The organism is Pectobacterium actinidiae, assembly GCF_000803315.1.
Lineage (GTDB): Bacteria > Pseudomonadota > Gammaproteobacteria > Enterobacterales > Enterobacteriaceae > Pectobacterium > Pectobacterium actinidiae.
Genome location: NZ_JRMH01000002.1, coordinates 314330 through 330361, shown reverse-complemented (window position 1 = coordinate 330361; position 16032 = coordinate 314330). Strand labels below are relative to the sequence as shown.

General features: G+C 51.6%; 11 protein-coding genes, 1 tRNA gene, 1 rRNA gene and 1 riboswitch. Of the genes, 10 read left to right on the top strand and 3 right to left on the bottom strand.

Annotated elements, in window-relative coordinates; genetic code table 11:
- Nucleotides 1-171: 171 nt before the first annotated feature.
- Nucleotides 172-489 (bottom strand): met regulon transcriptional regulator MetJ, encoded by a 318-nt coding sequence (gene metJ / locus KKH3_RS19020; RefSeq protein WP_005973355.1) that lies wholly within the window; start codon nucleotides 487-489, stop codon nucleotides 172-174.
- Between the two features lie 187 nt (nucleotides 490-676).
- On the opposite strand from metJ, the gene metB reads away from it, so the two are divergent.
- From metB to oxyR, 4 genes are all read left to right on the top strand, one after another.
- Nucleotides 677-1837, top strand: coding sequence for a cystathionine gamma-synthase (gene metB / locus KKH3_RS19015; protein ID WP_039363322.1), 1161 nt, complete (start codon nucleotides 677-679; stop codon nucleotides 1835-1837).
- 2 nt (nucleotides 1838-1839) lie between these two features.
- Nucleotides 1840-4275, top strand: a complete 2436-nt coding sequence (locus KKH3_RS19010) for a bifunctional aspartate kinase/homoserine dehydrogenase II (RefSeq protein ID WP_039363319.1) — start codon at nucleotides 1840-1842, stop codon at nucleotides 4273-4275.
- Nucleotides 4276-4535: 260 nt separating this feature from the next.
- The gene (metF, locus tag KKH3_RS19005) at nucleotides 4536-5432 is read left to right on the top strand and encodes a methylenetetrahydrofolate reductase (RefSeq protein WP_039363315.1); all 897 of its coding nucleotides are present in this window, start codon (nucleotides 4536-4538) and stop codon (nucleotides 5430-5432) included.
- Between the two features lie 493 nt (nucleotides 5433-5925).
- Nucleotides 5926-6834, top strand: coding sequence for a DNA-binding transcriptional regulator OxyR (gene oxyR / locus KKH3_RS19000; RefSeq protein WP_010281486.1), 909 nt, complete (start codon nucleotides 5926-5928; stop codon nucleotides 6832-6834).
- Here the strand turns inward: oxyR and sthA are convergent.
- Nucleotides 6826-8232, bottom strand: coding sequence for a Si-specific NAD(P)(+) transhydrogenase (sthA, locus tag KKH3_RS18995; protein WP_039363312.1), 1407 nt, complete (start codon nucleotides 8230-8232; stop codon nucleotides 6826-6828). The genes oxyR and sthA overlap by 9 nt on opposite strands.
- Nucleotides 8233-8443: 211 nt before the next feature.
- Here sthA and fabR point away from each other — a divergent pair, with 211 nt between their 5' ends.
- A complete protein-coding gene (fabR, locus tag KKH3_RS18990; RefSeq protein WP_010308157.1) occupies nucleotides 8444-9073 on the top strand; it encodes an HTH-type transcriptional repressor FabR in 630 nt (209 codons plus the stop codon).
- A 36-nt stretch (nucleotides 9074-9109) separates the two neighbouring features.
- Nucleotides 9110-9496 carry a YijD family membrane protein gene (locus tag KKH3_RS18985; RefSeq protein WP_039363309.1) on the top strand — a complete coding sequence of 129 codons (387 nt, stop codon included), beginning with the start codon at nucleotides 9110-9112 and terminating at the stop codon, nucleotides 9494-9496.
- Between the two features lie 39 nt (nucleotides 9497-9535).
- Here the strand turns inward: KKH3_RS18985 and trmA are convergent, their stop codons facing one another.
- Nucleotides 9536-10639, bottom strand: coding sequence for a tRNA (uridine(54)-C5)-methyltransferase TrmA (trmA, locus tag KKH3_RS18980; RefSeq protein WP_039363306.1), 1104 nt, complete (start codon nucleotides 10637-10639; stop codon nucleotides 9536-9538).
- Between the two features lie 133 nt (nucleotides 10640-10772).
- A riboswitch (cobalamin riboswitch) is annotated at nucleotides 10773-10996 on the top strand.
- Nucleotides 10997-11063: 67 nt separating this feature from the next.
- Between trmA and btuB the strand changes: the two genes are divergently transcribed.
- The 4 genes from btuB (at nucleotide 11064) to KKH3_RS18960 (ending at nucleotide 15870) form a co-directional block, all read left to right on the top strand.
- Nucleotides 11064-12941: a TonB-dependent vitamin B12 receptor BtuB gene (gene btuB / locus KKH3_RS18975; RefSeq protein ID WP_039363303.1), complete on the top strand. Its 1878-nt coding sequence runs from the start codon at nucleotides 11064-11066 to the stop codon at nucleotides 12939-12941.
- Nucleotides 12886-13743: a glutamate racemase gene (gene murI, locus KKH3_RS18970; protein ID WP_039363301.1), complete on the top strand. Its 858-nt coding sequence runs from the start codon at nucleotides 12886-12888 to the stop codon at nucleotides 13741-13743. The genes btuB and murI overlap by 56 nt, the downstream gene beginning before the upstream one ends.
- 371 nt (nucleotides 13744-14114) lie before the next feature.
- Nucleotides 14115-15652: ribosomal RNA gene (locus KKH3_RS18965) — 16S ribosomal RNA — on the top strand.
- A 139-nt stretch (nucleotides 15653-15791) separates the two neighbouring features.
- A tRNA-Glu gene (locus KKH3_RS18960) sits at nucleotides 15792-15870 on the top strand.
- Nucleotides 15871-16032: the final 162 nt, after the last annotated feature.

The window sequence follows — 16032 nt, the reverse complement described above, 5'->3', positions numbered from 1 at the left end:
AATTAAATGCAATCCTGATTCGTAACGTGAGCGGAAAAGAGACGCAGGGAAGAGGCGAGAGCGGCAGAGGTTGAAGTTAATCAGGCGTGATGTATTGAGCGGGATTCTCTGCATAGCAAAACCCCGCCAGAGTATGCGGGGTTAGCAAGAAAATCGATAGTGCAAACGCGATCAGTATTCCCACGTATCCGGGTCGATGCCCATTTCACGCATGATGATTTTCGCGGCTTCAGGAATTTCATCGCTGCGTTCTTTACGCAGGTCTTCGTCATTCGGTAACGGTTGTCCCGTGAACGCGTGCAGAAACGCCTCGCACAGCAGCTCGCTGTTAGTGGCATGGCGCAGGTTGTTCACCTGACGACGCGTGCGCTCGTCAGTCAGTATCTTCAATACTTTCAGTGGGATAGATACTGTTATCTTCTTGACTTGCTCGCTTTTTTTACCGTGTTCAGCGTAAGGGCTGACATACTCGCCGTTCCACTCAGCCATGGGATACCTTAAAAATTAATCTAATGAAGACAGCATCTGTCATGAAATGCCACAATTCTAGCGGTTATTATGCTTATGCTCAATCTATACGCAAAGAAGTTTAGATGTCTAGATGTGTTGACGTCTATTAAAACTGCGTTTACTCTTAAGTTCCTATCTTTTCAGCCTCCAGCCAGGAAATGAGCCGATGACGCGTAAACAGGCAACGATCGCAGTCCGCAGTGGGTTAAATGATGATGAGCAGTATGGCTGCGTCGTCCCTCCCATTCACCTTTCCAGCACGTATAACTTTACCGGATTCAACCAGCCACGCGTACACGACTATTCGCGTCGCGGTAACCCCACGCGTGATGTCGTGCAGCGTGCGCTTGCCGAACTGGAAGGTGGCGCAGGTGCGGTAATGACGAGCAGCGGAATGTCGGCGATTATGCTGGTTTGCACGGTGTTCCTGCGTCCCGGCGATCTGCTGGTGGCGCCGCATGATTGCTACGGCGGCAGCTATCGTCTGTTTGACAGTCTGAGCAAGCGCGGTGCGTTTCGCGTCAAATTTGTCGATCAAAGTGATACCGATGCGCTCAACGCGGCGCTGGCAGAAAAGCCTAAGCTGGTGCTGGTGGAAAGCCCGAGCAATCCGCTGCTGCGCGTTGTGGATATTGCCGCGATTTGTCAGGCGGCGAGGGACGCTGGCGCGGTCAGTGTGGTGGATAACACCTTCCTGAGCCCGGCGTTGCAGAAGCCGCTGGAACTGGGTGCCGATCTGGTGGTGCATTCATGCACCAAGTACCTGAATGGTCACTCTGATGTGGTGGCGGGGGCAGTGATCGCCAAAGATGCTGATACCGTTACTGAACTGGCCTGGTGGGCGAACAATATCGGTGTGACGGGGGCGGCGTTTGACAGCTATCTGTTGCTACGTGGTCTGCGTACCTTATCGCCACGTATGGCCGCCGCGCAGCGTAATGCGCAACAAGTGGTTGAGTTCTTACAGACGCAGCCGTTGGTGAAGGCGCTGTACCATCCTTCACTGCCGAACAATCCCGGCCATGATATTGCCCGCCGTCAACAATCCGGTTTTGGCGCTATGCTAAGTTTTGAGCTGGATGGAGATGAAGACACCCTGCGGCGTTTTCTGGCGTCGCTGGAGCTGTTCACGCTAGCAGAATCGCTAGGTGGGGTTGAAAGCCTCATCTCTCATGCGGCAACGATGACGCATGCCGGTATGGCGCCAGAAGCGCGTGCCGCAGCGGGTATATCTGAAACATTACTGCGTATTTCCACCGGCATTGAAGACGGCGATGATCTGGTTGCCGATCTGGATCGTGCGTTTCAAGCCGCTGCCAAGAGGTAAGAATGAGTGCATTAGGAGTAGCGCCATCGGTAACAGGCCGACAGCTGCATAAGTTTGGCGGTAGCAGTCTGGCCGATGTGAAGTGTTACCTGCGCGTAGCCGGTATTATGGCGGAGTATAGCCACCCCGGTGATTTGATGGTGGTGTCTGCCGCAGGCAGTACCACAAACCAGCTGATTAGCTGGTTGAAACTGAGCCAGAGCGATCGTCTGTCGGCGCATCAGGTTCAGCAGGCATTACGCCGCTACCACAGTGAACTGATTGCCGGGCTTCTGCCTGCGCAAGAGGCAGAAGCGCTGACAACCCAGTTTATTCGCGATCTGGAGCGTTTGGCTGCGCTGCTGGATAGCAAGATTACGGATGCTGTTTACGCCGAAGTTGTCGGGCACGGTGAAATCTGGTCGGCGCGTCTGATGTCCGCCGTGCTGAATCACCGGGATATGAAGGCAGCGTGGCTGGATGCGCGAGATTTTCTCTGTGCTGAGCGTGCCGCGCAGCCGCAGGTTGATGAAGGCCGTTCCTGGCCTCTGTTGCAGCAATATCTGACGCAACATGCAGGGCAGCGTTTAGTGGTAACCGGTTTTATCAGCCGCAATGACGCCGGTGAAACGGTGCTGCTGGGGCGTAATGGAAGTGACTATTCCGCCACACAAATTGGTGCGTTGGCGGGCGTGGAACGCGTGACCATCTGGAGTGATGTCGCGGGGGTGTATAGCGCTGACCCACGCAAAGTGAAAGATGCCTGCCTGTTGCCACTGCTGCGTCTGGATGAAGCCAGTGAACTGGCACGTCTGGCTGCACCCGTGTTGCATACGCGTACCTTACAGCCTGTTTCCGGCAGCGATATTGATTTGCAGCTGCGTTGCAGCTATCAGCCTGAACAAGGGTCGACGCGTATTGAACGCGTGTTGGCGTCGGGTACGGGTGCCAAAATTGTCACCAGCCACGACGACGTCTGCCTGATTGAAGTTCAGGTTCCTTCCGAACACGATTTCGCGCTGCTGCAAAAAGAAATCGAACAGCTTCTGAACCGTGCGCAGTTGAAACCGCTGGCGATCGGCGTTCATCAGGATCGTAACCTGCTGCAACTGTGCTACACCTCGGAAGTGGTGGAGAGCGCATTACAGTTGCTGACACAGGCCAATCTGCCAGTAGAACTCAGCCAACGTGATGGGTTGGCGATGGTCGCGATGGTCGGTGCGGGCGTGGGTAAAAATCCGCTGCACAGCCACCGTTTCTATCAGCAGTTGAAAGATCAGCCGATTGAATTTGTCCGTCAGGCCGATGATGGCATCAGTCTGGTTGCCGTGCTGCGCGTTGGACCGACGGAGCATTTGATTCGTGGGCTGCACCATTCGCTGTTCCGGGCAGAGAAACGCATCGGTTTGGTGCTGTTCGGCAAAGGAAATATAGGTTCACGCTGGCTGGAGCTGTTTGCGCGTGAGCAGAGTAACCTGTCTGCACGTACCGGTTTTGAGTTTGTACTCGCTGGCGTGGTGGACAGTACGCGCAGCCTGCTGAATTATGACGGGCTGGATACCAGCCGTGCATTGGCTTTCTTCGAAAGTGAAGCGCAGGAGCGGGATGGTGAAGATCTGTTCCTGTGGATGCGTGCGCACCCCTTCGATGATTTGGTGGTGCTGGATGTTACTGCCAGTGAGTCGGTCGCCGATCTGTATCTGGATTTCGCCAGCTATGGTTTCCACGTCATCAGCGCCAATAAACTGGCGGGTGCATCAGGCGGCAATAACTATCGCCAGATCCGCGACGCGTTCGCGAAAACGGATCGTCATTGGTTGTATAACGCGACCGTCGGCGCAGGATTGCCCGTCAACTTTGCGGTACGCGATTTGCGGGAAAGTGGTGACAGTATTCTGGCGATTAGCGGGATTTTCTCCGGCACGCTCTCTTGGTTGTTCTTGCAGTTTGATGGCACTGTGCCGTTCACCGAGCTGGTCGATCAGGCGTGCCAGCAGGGGCTGACCGAACCCGATCCGCGTGTTGACCTTTCCGGTCAGGATGTGATGCGCAAGCTGGTGATTCTGGCTCGTGAGGCTGGCTATGATATCGAACCGAGTCAGGTGCGGGTTGAGTCGCTGGTGCCGCCGGGCTGTGAACAGGGGTCTGTCGATTACTTCTTCGAGAACGGCGATTCGCTGAACGAACAGATGTTGCAACGCCTGGAAGCGGCACAGGAAATGGGTTTGGTTCTGCGTCACGTTGCGCGCTTTGATAGTAATGGCAAGGCTCGTGTTGGCGTTGAGGCGGTTCGCCCCGACCATCCGCTGGCTTCGCTCTTGCCGGGTGATAATGTGTTTGCGATTGAAAGCCGCTGGTATCGGGATAACCCGCTCGTTATTCGAGGGCCGGGCGCGGGGCGCGATGTCACGGCGGGTGCGCTTCAATCTGACCTAAACCGTTTGGCACAGTTGTTGTAGAACCTGCTGTCATCGCGACATCATTGTTGGCCGTCTCCGCGCATGGGGAGATGGCCAATGCGCAAGCGACATAGTGATCCTCACCTTTTCACACACCTCTCATCATGAACTTTTTTCATTTATCGTGAGCAATCATCACCTCCCGTAACGCTGAAAATCGTTGACTCTTTAAGCAGATTACGTCATTTTCTATATAGACGTCTAAACGTATAGACGTGTAAAGAATGATAATAACAATCACGGTCAACGGGGTAGCAGGTATGAGCTTTTTTCACGCAAACCAGCGGGAAGCGCTGAATCAAAGTCTGGCGGAATTGCAGGGACGGATTAATGTGTCATTTGAATTTTTCCCGCCACGTACCAGCGATATGGAAGAAACCCTGTGGAGCTCTATCGATCGACTGAGCAGCCTGAAGCCCAAGTTTGTTTCCGTGACCTACGGGGCGAATTCTGGCGAGCGTGACCGTACTCACAGCATTATCAAAACGATTAAAGAGCGTACCGGTCTGGAAGCCGCACCTCACCTGACCTGTATCGACGCTTCGCGTGAACAACTGCGTGAAATCGCTCAGGACTACTGGGAGAGTGGCATCCGCCACATTGTTGCATTGCGCGGCGATTTGCCTCCTGAAGGTGGCAAACCGGACATGTACGCGGCGGATCTGGTTTCCCTGCTGAAAGACGTCGGTGATTTCGATATTTCCGTTGCCGCCTATCCTGAGGTACACCCTGAAGCGAAAAGTGCACAGGCTGACTTGATTAACCTGAAACACAAGATTGATGCTGGCGCGAACCGTGCGATCACACAGTTCTTTTTCGACGTGGAAAGCTATCTGCGATTCCGTGACCGCTGCGTGGCGACAGGCATCGATGTGGAAATTGTGCCGGGCATTCTGCCCGTATCGAATTTCAAACAGCTGCAACGTTTTGCCACGATGACCAATGTCCGTGTGCCAAACTGGATGACAAGCATGTTTGAAGGTCTGGATAACGATCCCGAAACTCGCAAAATGGTGGGGGCGTCTATCGCTATGGACATGGTGAAAATTCTGAGCCGTGAAGGGGTAAAAGATTTCCACTTCTATACGTTGAATCGCGCTGAGCTGAGCTACGCCATTTGCCATACGCTGGGCGTCCGCCCTGATGTGGCACGCTGAGGCGACAAGCAAGATTTCAGGAAGAAAGAGGCCGCAACGCGGTGACGAAGAGTAACGGCACCGGAATGCCTGTCAACGTCACTTACGGCGGCTCTGAAAAGGAGGAGTCTCAGGGATGAGATTCCTATTCACGCATTTTGGCTTACCTTAAGGGACTGAATAACACTCCTGTTACGTCGTTGACCGCCGTTCTTACAAACCTTTCTATTCCCATCCATTTTTGTCGCTTTGCGCCTATTCACACTGTGAATTATCGGCCGATGTATCGAATCTCCTCGTATCCATCATGCTTGTCCCGTAGGCCGAAAGACACAAAATGCTGTCATCGTCAAATCACTTGAATATATTAGCCTGCTCGGTATAGCGTGACAGGTGGCTGGAATAAGCAAGCACGTTTCGGTGGGATATATTATTCATTTTGGATGTTGATAGGGATTATCGTTCATTGATATCCTATCTATCGCTGTTAGCTATCATGATAAGGAGAATAATAATGAATATTCGGGACTTAGAGTATCTTGTCGCGCTGGCAGAACATCGTCACTTTCGGCGTGCGGCAGATTCCTGCCATGTGAGTCAGCCAACACTCAGTGGACAGATTCGTAAATTGGAAGATGAGCTCGGCGTGATGCTGCTGGAACGAACCAGTCGCAAGGTCTTGTTTACACAGGCCGGGCTGCTGTTGGTCGAGCAGGCGCGAACGGTATTACGCGAGGTCAAGGTATTAAAAGAGATGGCGAGCCAGCAGGGCGAAACCATGTCGGGGCCGCTGCATATCGGGCTGATCCCCACTGTGGGGCCTTATCTGCTGCCACAAATTATTCCGATGTTGCATCGCACGTTTCCCAAACTCGAAATGTACCTACACGAAGCGCAAACCCATCAACTGCTGGCTCAGTTGGACAGCGGTAAACTGGACTGTGCCATTCTGGCGATGGTGAAAGAGTCTGAAGCCTTTATCGAAGTTCCCCTCTTCGACGAGCCGATGAAGCTGGCGATTTATCAGGATCACCCTTGGGCGAACCGCGAACGCGTGGCCATGTCCGATCTGGCGGGTGAAAAACTGCTGATGTTGGAAGACGGTCACTGCCTGCGCGATCAGGCGATGGGGTTCTGTTTTCAGGCGGGAGCGGATGAAGATACGCATTTCCGGGCGACCAGTCTTGAGACATTGCGCAACATGGTTGCAGCCGGAAGCGGGATTACGCTGCTGCCGTCGTTGTCTGTTCCGCGCGAGCGCGAGCGCGATGGCGTCTGTTATTTGCCGTGCTATAAACCGGAGCCTAAGCGTACTATCGCGCTGGTGTACCGCCCCGGTTCACCGCTGCGCGGACGCTATGAGCAACTTGCTGATACCATCCGCGAGCATATGCAGGGCTATATGGAAAACCTGTCAAAATAAGCGGTTAAGCCCGTTCAGCGCCGCTACGCGGTACGCTTCTGCCATGGTTGGATAGTTGAAGGTGGTATTAACGAAATATTCGATAGTATTACCTTCACCTTTCTGTTCCATGATGGCCTGACCGATGTGGATAATCTCAGCGGCGCGCTCACCAAAGCAGTGAATACCCAGAATCTGTTTTGTCTCACGGTGAAACAGAATCTTCAAACTCCCCACGTTCATTCCCACAATCTGCGCCCGTGCCAGATGTTTAAACTGCGCGCGCCCGACTTCATAAGGCACTTTCATTGCGGTGAGTTCTTGCTCGGTTTTCCCCACGGAGCTGATTTCCGGGATGGTATAAATACCGGTTGGGATATCTTCGATCAGATGTGCGCTGGCATCGCCTTTGATGATCGCTTGCGCAGCGAGGCGACCCTGATCGTATGCCGCCGATGCCAGGCTAGGATAACCAATAACATCACCGATGGCATAAATATGCGCTAGCGCCGTCTGGTACATGCTGTTGACCTTGAGCTGCCCACGGCTATCGGTGCTCAGGCCGATATTTTCCAGCCCCAGCGTTTCCGTGTTCCCTGTGCGCCCGTTGGCATAGAGCAGGCAGTCCGCCTTCATCTTTTTTCCTGATTTCAGGTTGACGATAACGCCGTCAGACAGCCCTTCAATACTCTCGAATTCTTCGTTGTGGCGAATCACCACGCCGTTGTTCCAGAAATGGTAGGACAGTGCATCCGACATTTCCTGATCGAGAAAGGCCAGCAGCCTGTCGCGGGTGTTGACTAAATCGACCTTAACGCTCAAACCGCGAAAGATAGAGGCATATTCGCAGCCGATAACGCCCGCACCATAGATGATGACGTGCTGGGGTTCGTGGTCGAGTTGCAGTATGGAGTCGCTATCGTAAATGCGTGGATGGTCGAAATCGACGTCTGCCGGATGATACGGACGTGAACCGGTCGCGATAATGATATTCGCGGCGGTCAGCGTTTCATGGGTATTGTCTGGGTAGTGAACGGCAATCGTGTGTGCATCAATGAAGCTGGCCTCTCCGGAGAACAACTCGCACTGATTACGCTCATAAAATCCTTGTCGCATACGAGTTTGCTGACCAATGACGCTGTCGGCATGGCGCAGGATATCGGAAAATGAGGAGCGAATAATGCGGGAGTTGTCACTGTAGAGGGGGTTTTGATTGAACTCGATAATACGGCTGACGGCGTGGCGGAGGGCTTTGGAAGGAATCGTACCCCAGTGGGTACAGCCGCCGCCGACATTGTAGTGACGTTCAATCACCGCAATTTTGGCTCCGTGCTTGGCCAATCCCATTGCGGCACCTTCACCGCCCGGACCGGAACCAATAACGATGGCATCGTAATCGAATTGATGTTGTAGAGTCATGGTAGGTTAAACCTGTTTTTATACAAATTAATAACGTGGCCTTAACATCGCGCATTGTAACATCGACTGCGGCAGAACCCAATCATCCCTGCCTTTACTATGGAAACAGATTCTCACATTCTTAATATGGCAAACTTTGTCTCATTCTGCGGACAATAAAGTTTGCTATAGTGCCCCTCTGGAAAGGGGAGTAGATCATTTGGGCAGCATAATGGGTGTCAGAGCACAACAAAAAGAACGGACTCGTCGTTCCCTTATTGAGGCTGCATTTAGCCAGTTAAGCGCTGAGCGCAGTTTTGCCAGCCTGAGCCTGCGTGAAGTCGCTCGCGAAGCGGGTATCGCGCCGACGTCTTTCTATCGTCACTTTCGTGACGTGGATGAGCTGGGGCTGACAATGGTTGACGAAAGCGGGCTGATGTTGCGCCAGTTAATGCGACAGGCTCGGCAACGTATTGCCAAAACGGGTAGCGTAATCAGGACGTCGGTTTCCACCTTCATGGAATTTATCGGCAATAATCCTAATGCGTTCCGGCTGTTACTACGTGAGCGCTCAGGTACGTCCGCGGCGTTTCGTGCGGCGGTCGCGCGGGAAATTCAGCATTTTATCGCTGAATTGGCGGATTATCTTGAGGTGGAAAACCATATTCCCCGTAGTTTCGCGGAAGCGCAGTCGGAAGCGATGGTGACCATTGTTTTCAGCGCGGGGGCAGAAGCGTTGGATGTTTCCCTGGAACAGCGTAAACAGCTAGAAGAACGGCTAGTACTCCAACTGCGGATGATCGCCAAAGGCGCTTATTATTGGTACAGGAAAGAACACGATAGTAGCTTTACCGTGCCATAAATCCTCTATAACCAAAAACATGAAAAGGGAGAAACCATGACAGACAAACCTCATCAAGAAAAAGGTACGCTGGTGCTGGCGTTGATTGCGGGCTTATCCGTAAACGGCGCATTCGCCGCTCTGTTCAGCAGCATTGTTCCGTTCTCGATTTTTCCCCTGATTGCGCTGGTATTGTCCATTTACTGCCTGCATCAACGCTATTTGAACCACAGTATGCCAGAAGGTATTCCGATGCTGGCAGCGGCCAGTTTTCTGCTGGGATTACTGATTTACAGCGCCATCGTGCGCGTTGAATATCCTGCCATTGGATCGAACTTTATTCCTTCAATCCTGTGCGTGGTATTGGTTTTCTGGATTGGCCTGAAGCTGCGTCGCAGAAAAGAAACGGATTCCGTATCCGCAGAAGAGAGTGAGACGCTGTAGCGGAGATGCTGGCGGGGTCACCCGCCAGTTGATATGCGGTTACTGACGCTTTTCCAACAGCACGCCACACTCCATATGGTGGGTGTAAGGGAATTGGTCGAACAGCGCCAGACGGCGAATGTCGTGGGTTTCTGAGAGTGTTTGCAGGTTGTTGCTCAGCGTTTCCGGGTTGCAGGAAATATAAAGAATACGCGGATACGCCTGCACCAGTTTCACCGTTTCGTCATCCAGCCCGCTGCGCGGCGGGTCAACAAAAATGGTCTCGCACTGGTAGCTTGTCAGATCGATACCCTGTAAGCGGTTAAACTGACGCACGCCCTGCATGGCCTGCGTAAATTCTTCTGCCGCCATGCGGATAATCTGCACATTCTCTATCTGGTTTGCGGCGATATTATATTGTGCCGCTGCGACGGATGGCTTGGCGATTTCTGTTGCCAGCACGCGTTCGAAATTTTTTGCCAGCGCGAGTGAAAAATTGCCGTTCCCACAATACAGCTCTAGCAAATCCCCTGTTGATCCCGCTGTCGCATCCAACGCCCACTCCAGCATCTGAATATTTATAGCCGCATTCGGCTGCGTGAAGCTGTTTTCTACCTGTCGGTAAATCATATCCCGACCGGCAACCGGCAGACATTCATCGACATAATCGCGATCGAGGCAGATTTTGGTTTTCGTCGCCCGCCCGATCAACTGTAGACGGAACCCCTGCGCCGTCAGGCTATCGCGCAGCGCGCGTGCCTGTTCCTGCCATTCCTCATCCAGTGCGCGGTGATACAGCAGCGAAACGATCACTTCGCCGCTCATGGTCGACAGATAATCTATCTGGAACAGTTTACGGCGCAGAATGGGATCAGGCTGAATGGCGGCAAGCAGTTCCGGCATCAGGCGGTTGATTAACTCGCTGGCAGCCGGAAACCGATCGACCCGAATGCGCTGTTTGGTTTGCTGGTCAAACATGATGTGATAAAGCTCATCACCCTCGTGCCAGATACGGAATTCGGCACGCATCCGATAGTGGCTGACGGGAGAACGGAAGACGACAGGCTCCGGTGCATTGAAAGGTGCCATCATTCCACGTAGACGCTCGGTTTTCTCTGCAAGTTGGTCGTCGTATTGTTCGATAGGCAGGATTTCTGGCGTCATGGTTTTCTCGTCTGAACAGCGTCTAAAAGGGTGTTATTGGCCGGGAATTGTAGGGAATCCGGCCAGGAAGTCCAGTTTTGTTACGTTATTATCCTGTAGTGAGATAGAAGTCTAGACTTCCGTAATGTGCGATTGTAGGATGAGCGTCCGGCCTTGTATCACAAGTCAAAAGGGAATCCAGTGTAAATCTGGAGCTGACGCGCAGCGGTAAGGAAAGCCCCGGCGATAGCATTTTATGCAGACACTGTCTTTTATAGATGGGAAGTCATCGCTTTCGTTGTATCCCTTACCGCTGTTGACGGTTTGTGGTAACAACGGCATCCAAGCCCGAAGACCTGCCGGAATACGTCGCAATTGGTTCTGCATATCGCGTGCTATTAACAGAACCTGCGGCATCCTTATTATTTCTCGGATGCTTTAAACAATGATTAAAAAAATTTCGCTGCTGACGGCGCTTTCCGTCACGGCATTTTCTGGCTGGGCGCAGGAAAATAGTTCATCTCCAAATTCTTCATCGGAAAAAAATACCGATGACATAGTGGTAACCGCAAACCGTTTCGCACAGCCGGTTTCTTCGGTGTTGGCGGCAAACAGTATTGTAACTCGGGCTGATATTGACCGCTGGCAGGCAAAGTCACTTAATGATGTGATGCGTCGCTTGCCGGGTGTGGATATTGCTGAGAATGGAGGCAGAGGACAGCTTGGATCCGTGTTTATCCGTGGTGGAAGTGCTAGCCATGTATTGGTACTGATTGATGGCGTTCGTTTGGCATCTTCTGGCGTAACAGGTAGTGTTGATTTTAGCCAGATACCTATGTCGTTGGTGCAGCGTATTGAATATATCCGCGGTCCTCGTTCAGCCGTTTATGGTTCTGATGCTATCGGCGGGGTTATTAATATTATTACCGAACGTGCCCAGGATGGGGGAGTGCTAAATGCTGGTTACGGCTCACATGCTTATCAAAATTATGATGGGTCAGTACGCGGCCATGTGAGTGACAATACTGTAGTAAGTGTTGCAGGAAGCTATGAAGCGACTCATGGATATAATGTTTATCCTTCCTCGTCTTTACCGATTGACAGAGATAATGATGGTTATCGCAGTAAATCTTTTTGGGGAGCGTTGGAACAGCGCTTTTCTGAAAATACTTCCGGCTTTTTCCGTGCTTATGGATATGACAACAATACGGATTATGACGCCGTTTTTAGCGGTAGCAGTGATAAGCGCTATTTGAATACTCGAAATTATGATGCGGGGCTGAAATTCAACGAAGGTATATATTCCAGCCAATTAATAGCTAGCTACCAAACCTATGATGATCTGAATTTTAACGATGCTACCGGAAAATATAACGGAACCATTACGCAAATTGAGCAACGTAACCTGCAATGGGGTAATGTCTTCAGTGTTGGAAATGGTAGCTTAAGTCTGGGGGCGGATTGGCGCAATGAACGCGCTGAAGCGGGGGGAATGTCCGCGTACACTAGTGCTCAGAGCCGCGATAATACAGGGGTATACCTGACTACCCAGCAACAATTTGGCTCTGTTACGTTAGAGGGAGCTGTTCGTGGTGATGATAATCAACAGTATGGCCGGCATGGTACATGGCAAACCGGAGTTGCGTGGGAGTTTGTTGAAGGTTACCGGATTGTAGGTTCTTACGGTACGGCATTTAAAGCGCCAACATTTGACAAGATATATGACACGGCATACTCGCAGGGCAATCCCAATTTATCGCCTGAAGAAAGTAAGCAGTGGGAAATTGGCGTGGAAGGCTTAAGTGGTCCAGTAAACTGGCGAGTTTCCGGTTACCGTAATGAAGTTGATAATTTAATCAACTATCGTTCGATTACTCCGATGCTGGGTACATACGATAATATTGGCAAAGCGGTAATGACCGGGGCTGAGTTTACTGCTGCCTACGATACATGGTGGTTGTCGCATCAGGTGACTCTGGAATATTTGGATGCCAAGGATAAAACGGCAGATAAAGCTTTAGCTCGTCGTGCGCATAAAAAAGCGAAGTATGAACTTTCTACGACCTTGGAAAATAATGTAAATGTGTCGTTGACATGGCTTTACCAAGGCGCTCGTTCCGATACTAATTTCGATGTTTTCCCCGCTCAGCCTGTTAAGCTCGGCGGGTATAGTACTTGGGATTTCGCAGCCTCATATCCGATCACCTCTCATCTGACAGTTCGTGGTAGAATCGCCAACCTGTTTGATAAAGATTATGAGACGGCATATGGCTACCGCACGGCAGGGCGAGAATACTATCTCACCGGAAGCTATACCTTCTAACCTGCCATCCCGTCCTACTGTATTGGTTTTCGATTCCGGCGTAGGCGGGCTGTCTGTTTATGATGAGATCCGGCAACTTCTGCCGGATCTCCACTATATATACGCATTCGATAATGAAGCGTTTCCCTATGGTGAGAAATCACAGCAGTTTATTATCGAGCGCGTGGTTGAGATTGTTAGCGCAGTCCAACAACGTCATCAGCTCGCATTGGTTGTGATTGCTTGCAATACGGCAAGCACGATTTCCCTTCCTGCGTTACGCGAGCGCTTTACTTTCCCTGTCGTCGGTGTTGTCCCGGCGGTTAAACCAGCGGCTAAGCTGACACGCAACGGTGTTGTTGGTCTATTGGCGACGCGCGCAACGGTCCAACGCCCCTATACGCACGAACTGATTGCCCGTTTTGCGACGGATTGCCAGATTTTGTCATTGGGATCGTCAGAACTGGTCGAGTTAGCAGAAGCGAAATTGCAGGGTGAGACGATCTCTATTTCCGAATTGCAAAAAATTCTGCGCCCTTGGCTGCGTTTACCGGAACCGCCAGATACGGTCGTGCTCGGGTGTACGCATTTTCCATTATTAGCAGAAGAACTGAAAATGGCCTTGCCAGATGGTACACGTCTTGTAGATTCGGGGGCGGCTATAGCCAAAAGAACCGCATGGCTGATTGCTAATCTGGATAATCCTCCACTTTCGACGGATAACAATCTGGTTTATTGCCTGACGATTACGCCTAAAGTCGCTACGCTGTGGCCAATATTGCAGCGTTATGGCTTCGATTCGCTGGAAAAATTGCCACTTTAATCGCTTTGTGGGTGAATAGTAGACAAACGATAATTATTTTGCATTTAGCACTTGTCAGCCGCCGAGAAGTCCTATAATGCGCCTCCACTGACACGGCAACAGCGACACGCGTTGTGGTGACAGGAAAAAGATTTACAAAGCGTCAGTAATGACTTGACTTTAAAGCGGATTAGCATAGTATATGCAGCCCGCGCCACCGATGAAGTGGCACTGCTCTTTAACAATATAATCAGACAATCTGTGTGGGCACTCACAAGACCGTATCTTACGATATAAAAGTCTTGAAGAGTGAACAACAGTAAATTCATTACGAATAAACAGTTTTAATTCTTTGAGCATCGCTGACGAGTTCAGCAAATCAAACAAATCTTAAATTGAAGAGTTTGATCATGGCTCAGATTGAACGCTGGCGGCAGGCCTAACACATGCAAGTCGAGCGGTAGCACAGGAGAGCTTGCTCTCTGGGTGACGAGCGGCGGACGGGTGAGTAATGTCTGGGAAACTGCCTGATGGCGGGGGATAACTACTGGAAACGGTAGCTAATACCGCATAATGTCTTCGGACCAAAGAGGGGGACCTTCGGGCCTCTTGCCATCAGATGTGCCCAGATGGGATTAGCTAGTAGGTGAGGTAATGGCTCACCTAGGCGACGATCCCTAGCTGGTCTGAGAGGATGACCAGCCACACTGGAACTGAGACACGGTCCAGACTCCTACGGGAGGCAGCAGTGGGGAATATTGCACAATGGGCGCAAGCCTGATGCAGCCATGCCGCGTGTGTGAAGAAGGCCTTCGGGTTGTAAAGCACTTTCAGCGGGGAGGAAGGCGGTGAGGTTAATAACCTCATCGATTGACGTTACCCGCAGAAGAAGCACCGGCTAACTCCGTGCCAGCAGCCGCGGTAATACGGAGGGTGCAAGCGTTAATCGGAATGACTGGGCGTAAAGCGCACGCAGGCGGTCTGTTAAGTTGGATGTGAAATCCCCGGGCTTAACCTGGGAACTGCATTCAAAACTGACAGGCTAGAGTCTTGTAGAGGGGGGTAGAATTCCAGGTGTAGCGGTGAAATGCGTAGAGATCTGGAGGAATACCGGTGGCGAAGGCGGCCCCCTGGACAAAGACTGACGCTCAGGTGCGAAAGCGTGGGGAGCAAACAGGATTAGATACCCTGGTAGTCCACGCTGTAAACGATGTCGATTTGGAGGTTGTGCCCTTGAGGGTGGCTTCCGGAGCTAACGCGTTAAATCGACCGCCTGGGGAGTACGGCCGCAAGGTTAAAACTCAAATGAATTGACGGGGGCCCGCACAAGCGGTGGAGCATGTGGTTTAATTCGATGCAACGCGAAGAACCTTACCTACTCTTGACATCCACAGAATTGGTAGAGATACCTTAGTGCCTTCGGGAACTGTGAGACAGGTGCTGCATGGCTGTCGTCAGCTCGTGTTGTGAAATGTTGGGTTAAGTCCCGCAACGAGCGCAACCCTTATCCTTTGTTGCCAGCGATTGGTCGGGAACTCAAAGGAGACTGCCGGTGATAAACCGGAGAAGGTGGGGATGACGTCAAGTCATCATGGCCCTTACGAGTAGGGCTACACACGTGCTACAATGGCGTATACAAAGAGAAGCGACCTCGCGAGAGCAAGCGGACCTCATAAAGTACGTCGTAGTCCGGATTGGAGTCTGCAACTCGACTCCATGAAGTCGGAATCGCTAGTAATCGTAGATCAGAATGCTACGGTGAATACGTTCCCGGGCCTTGTACACACCGCCCGTCACACCATGGGAGTGGGTTGCAAAAGAAGTAGGTAGCTTAACCTTCGGGAGGGCGCTTACCACTTTGTGATTCATGACTGGGGTGAAGTCGTAACAAGGTAACCGTAGGGGAACCTGCGGTTGGATCACCTCCTTACCAAGAAGATGTGTGTTAGTGAAGTGCTCACACAGATTGTCTGATGAAAATACTGAGCAAGCGCACCTGTTGATGCGATGAGTGTAAACTCATGCTGACGCGATAGTGCCGGATTTCTGATTCGGTACGGATTTTTCGTGTCCCCATCGTCTAGAGGCCTAGGACACTGCCCTTTCACGGCTGTAACAGGGGGTTTCGAAATCCCCTTGGGGACGCCAATCCGATAATGAGTGAAAGACATTATCATGAATATCTTAAAGATGATTCTTCGGAGTCATGTTTACGATATTGCTCTTTAACAATCTGGAACAAGCTGAAAATTGAAACATGACAGCTGAACATACTGACACACAGTAATGTGGTGTGAGTGATGCGTCAGT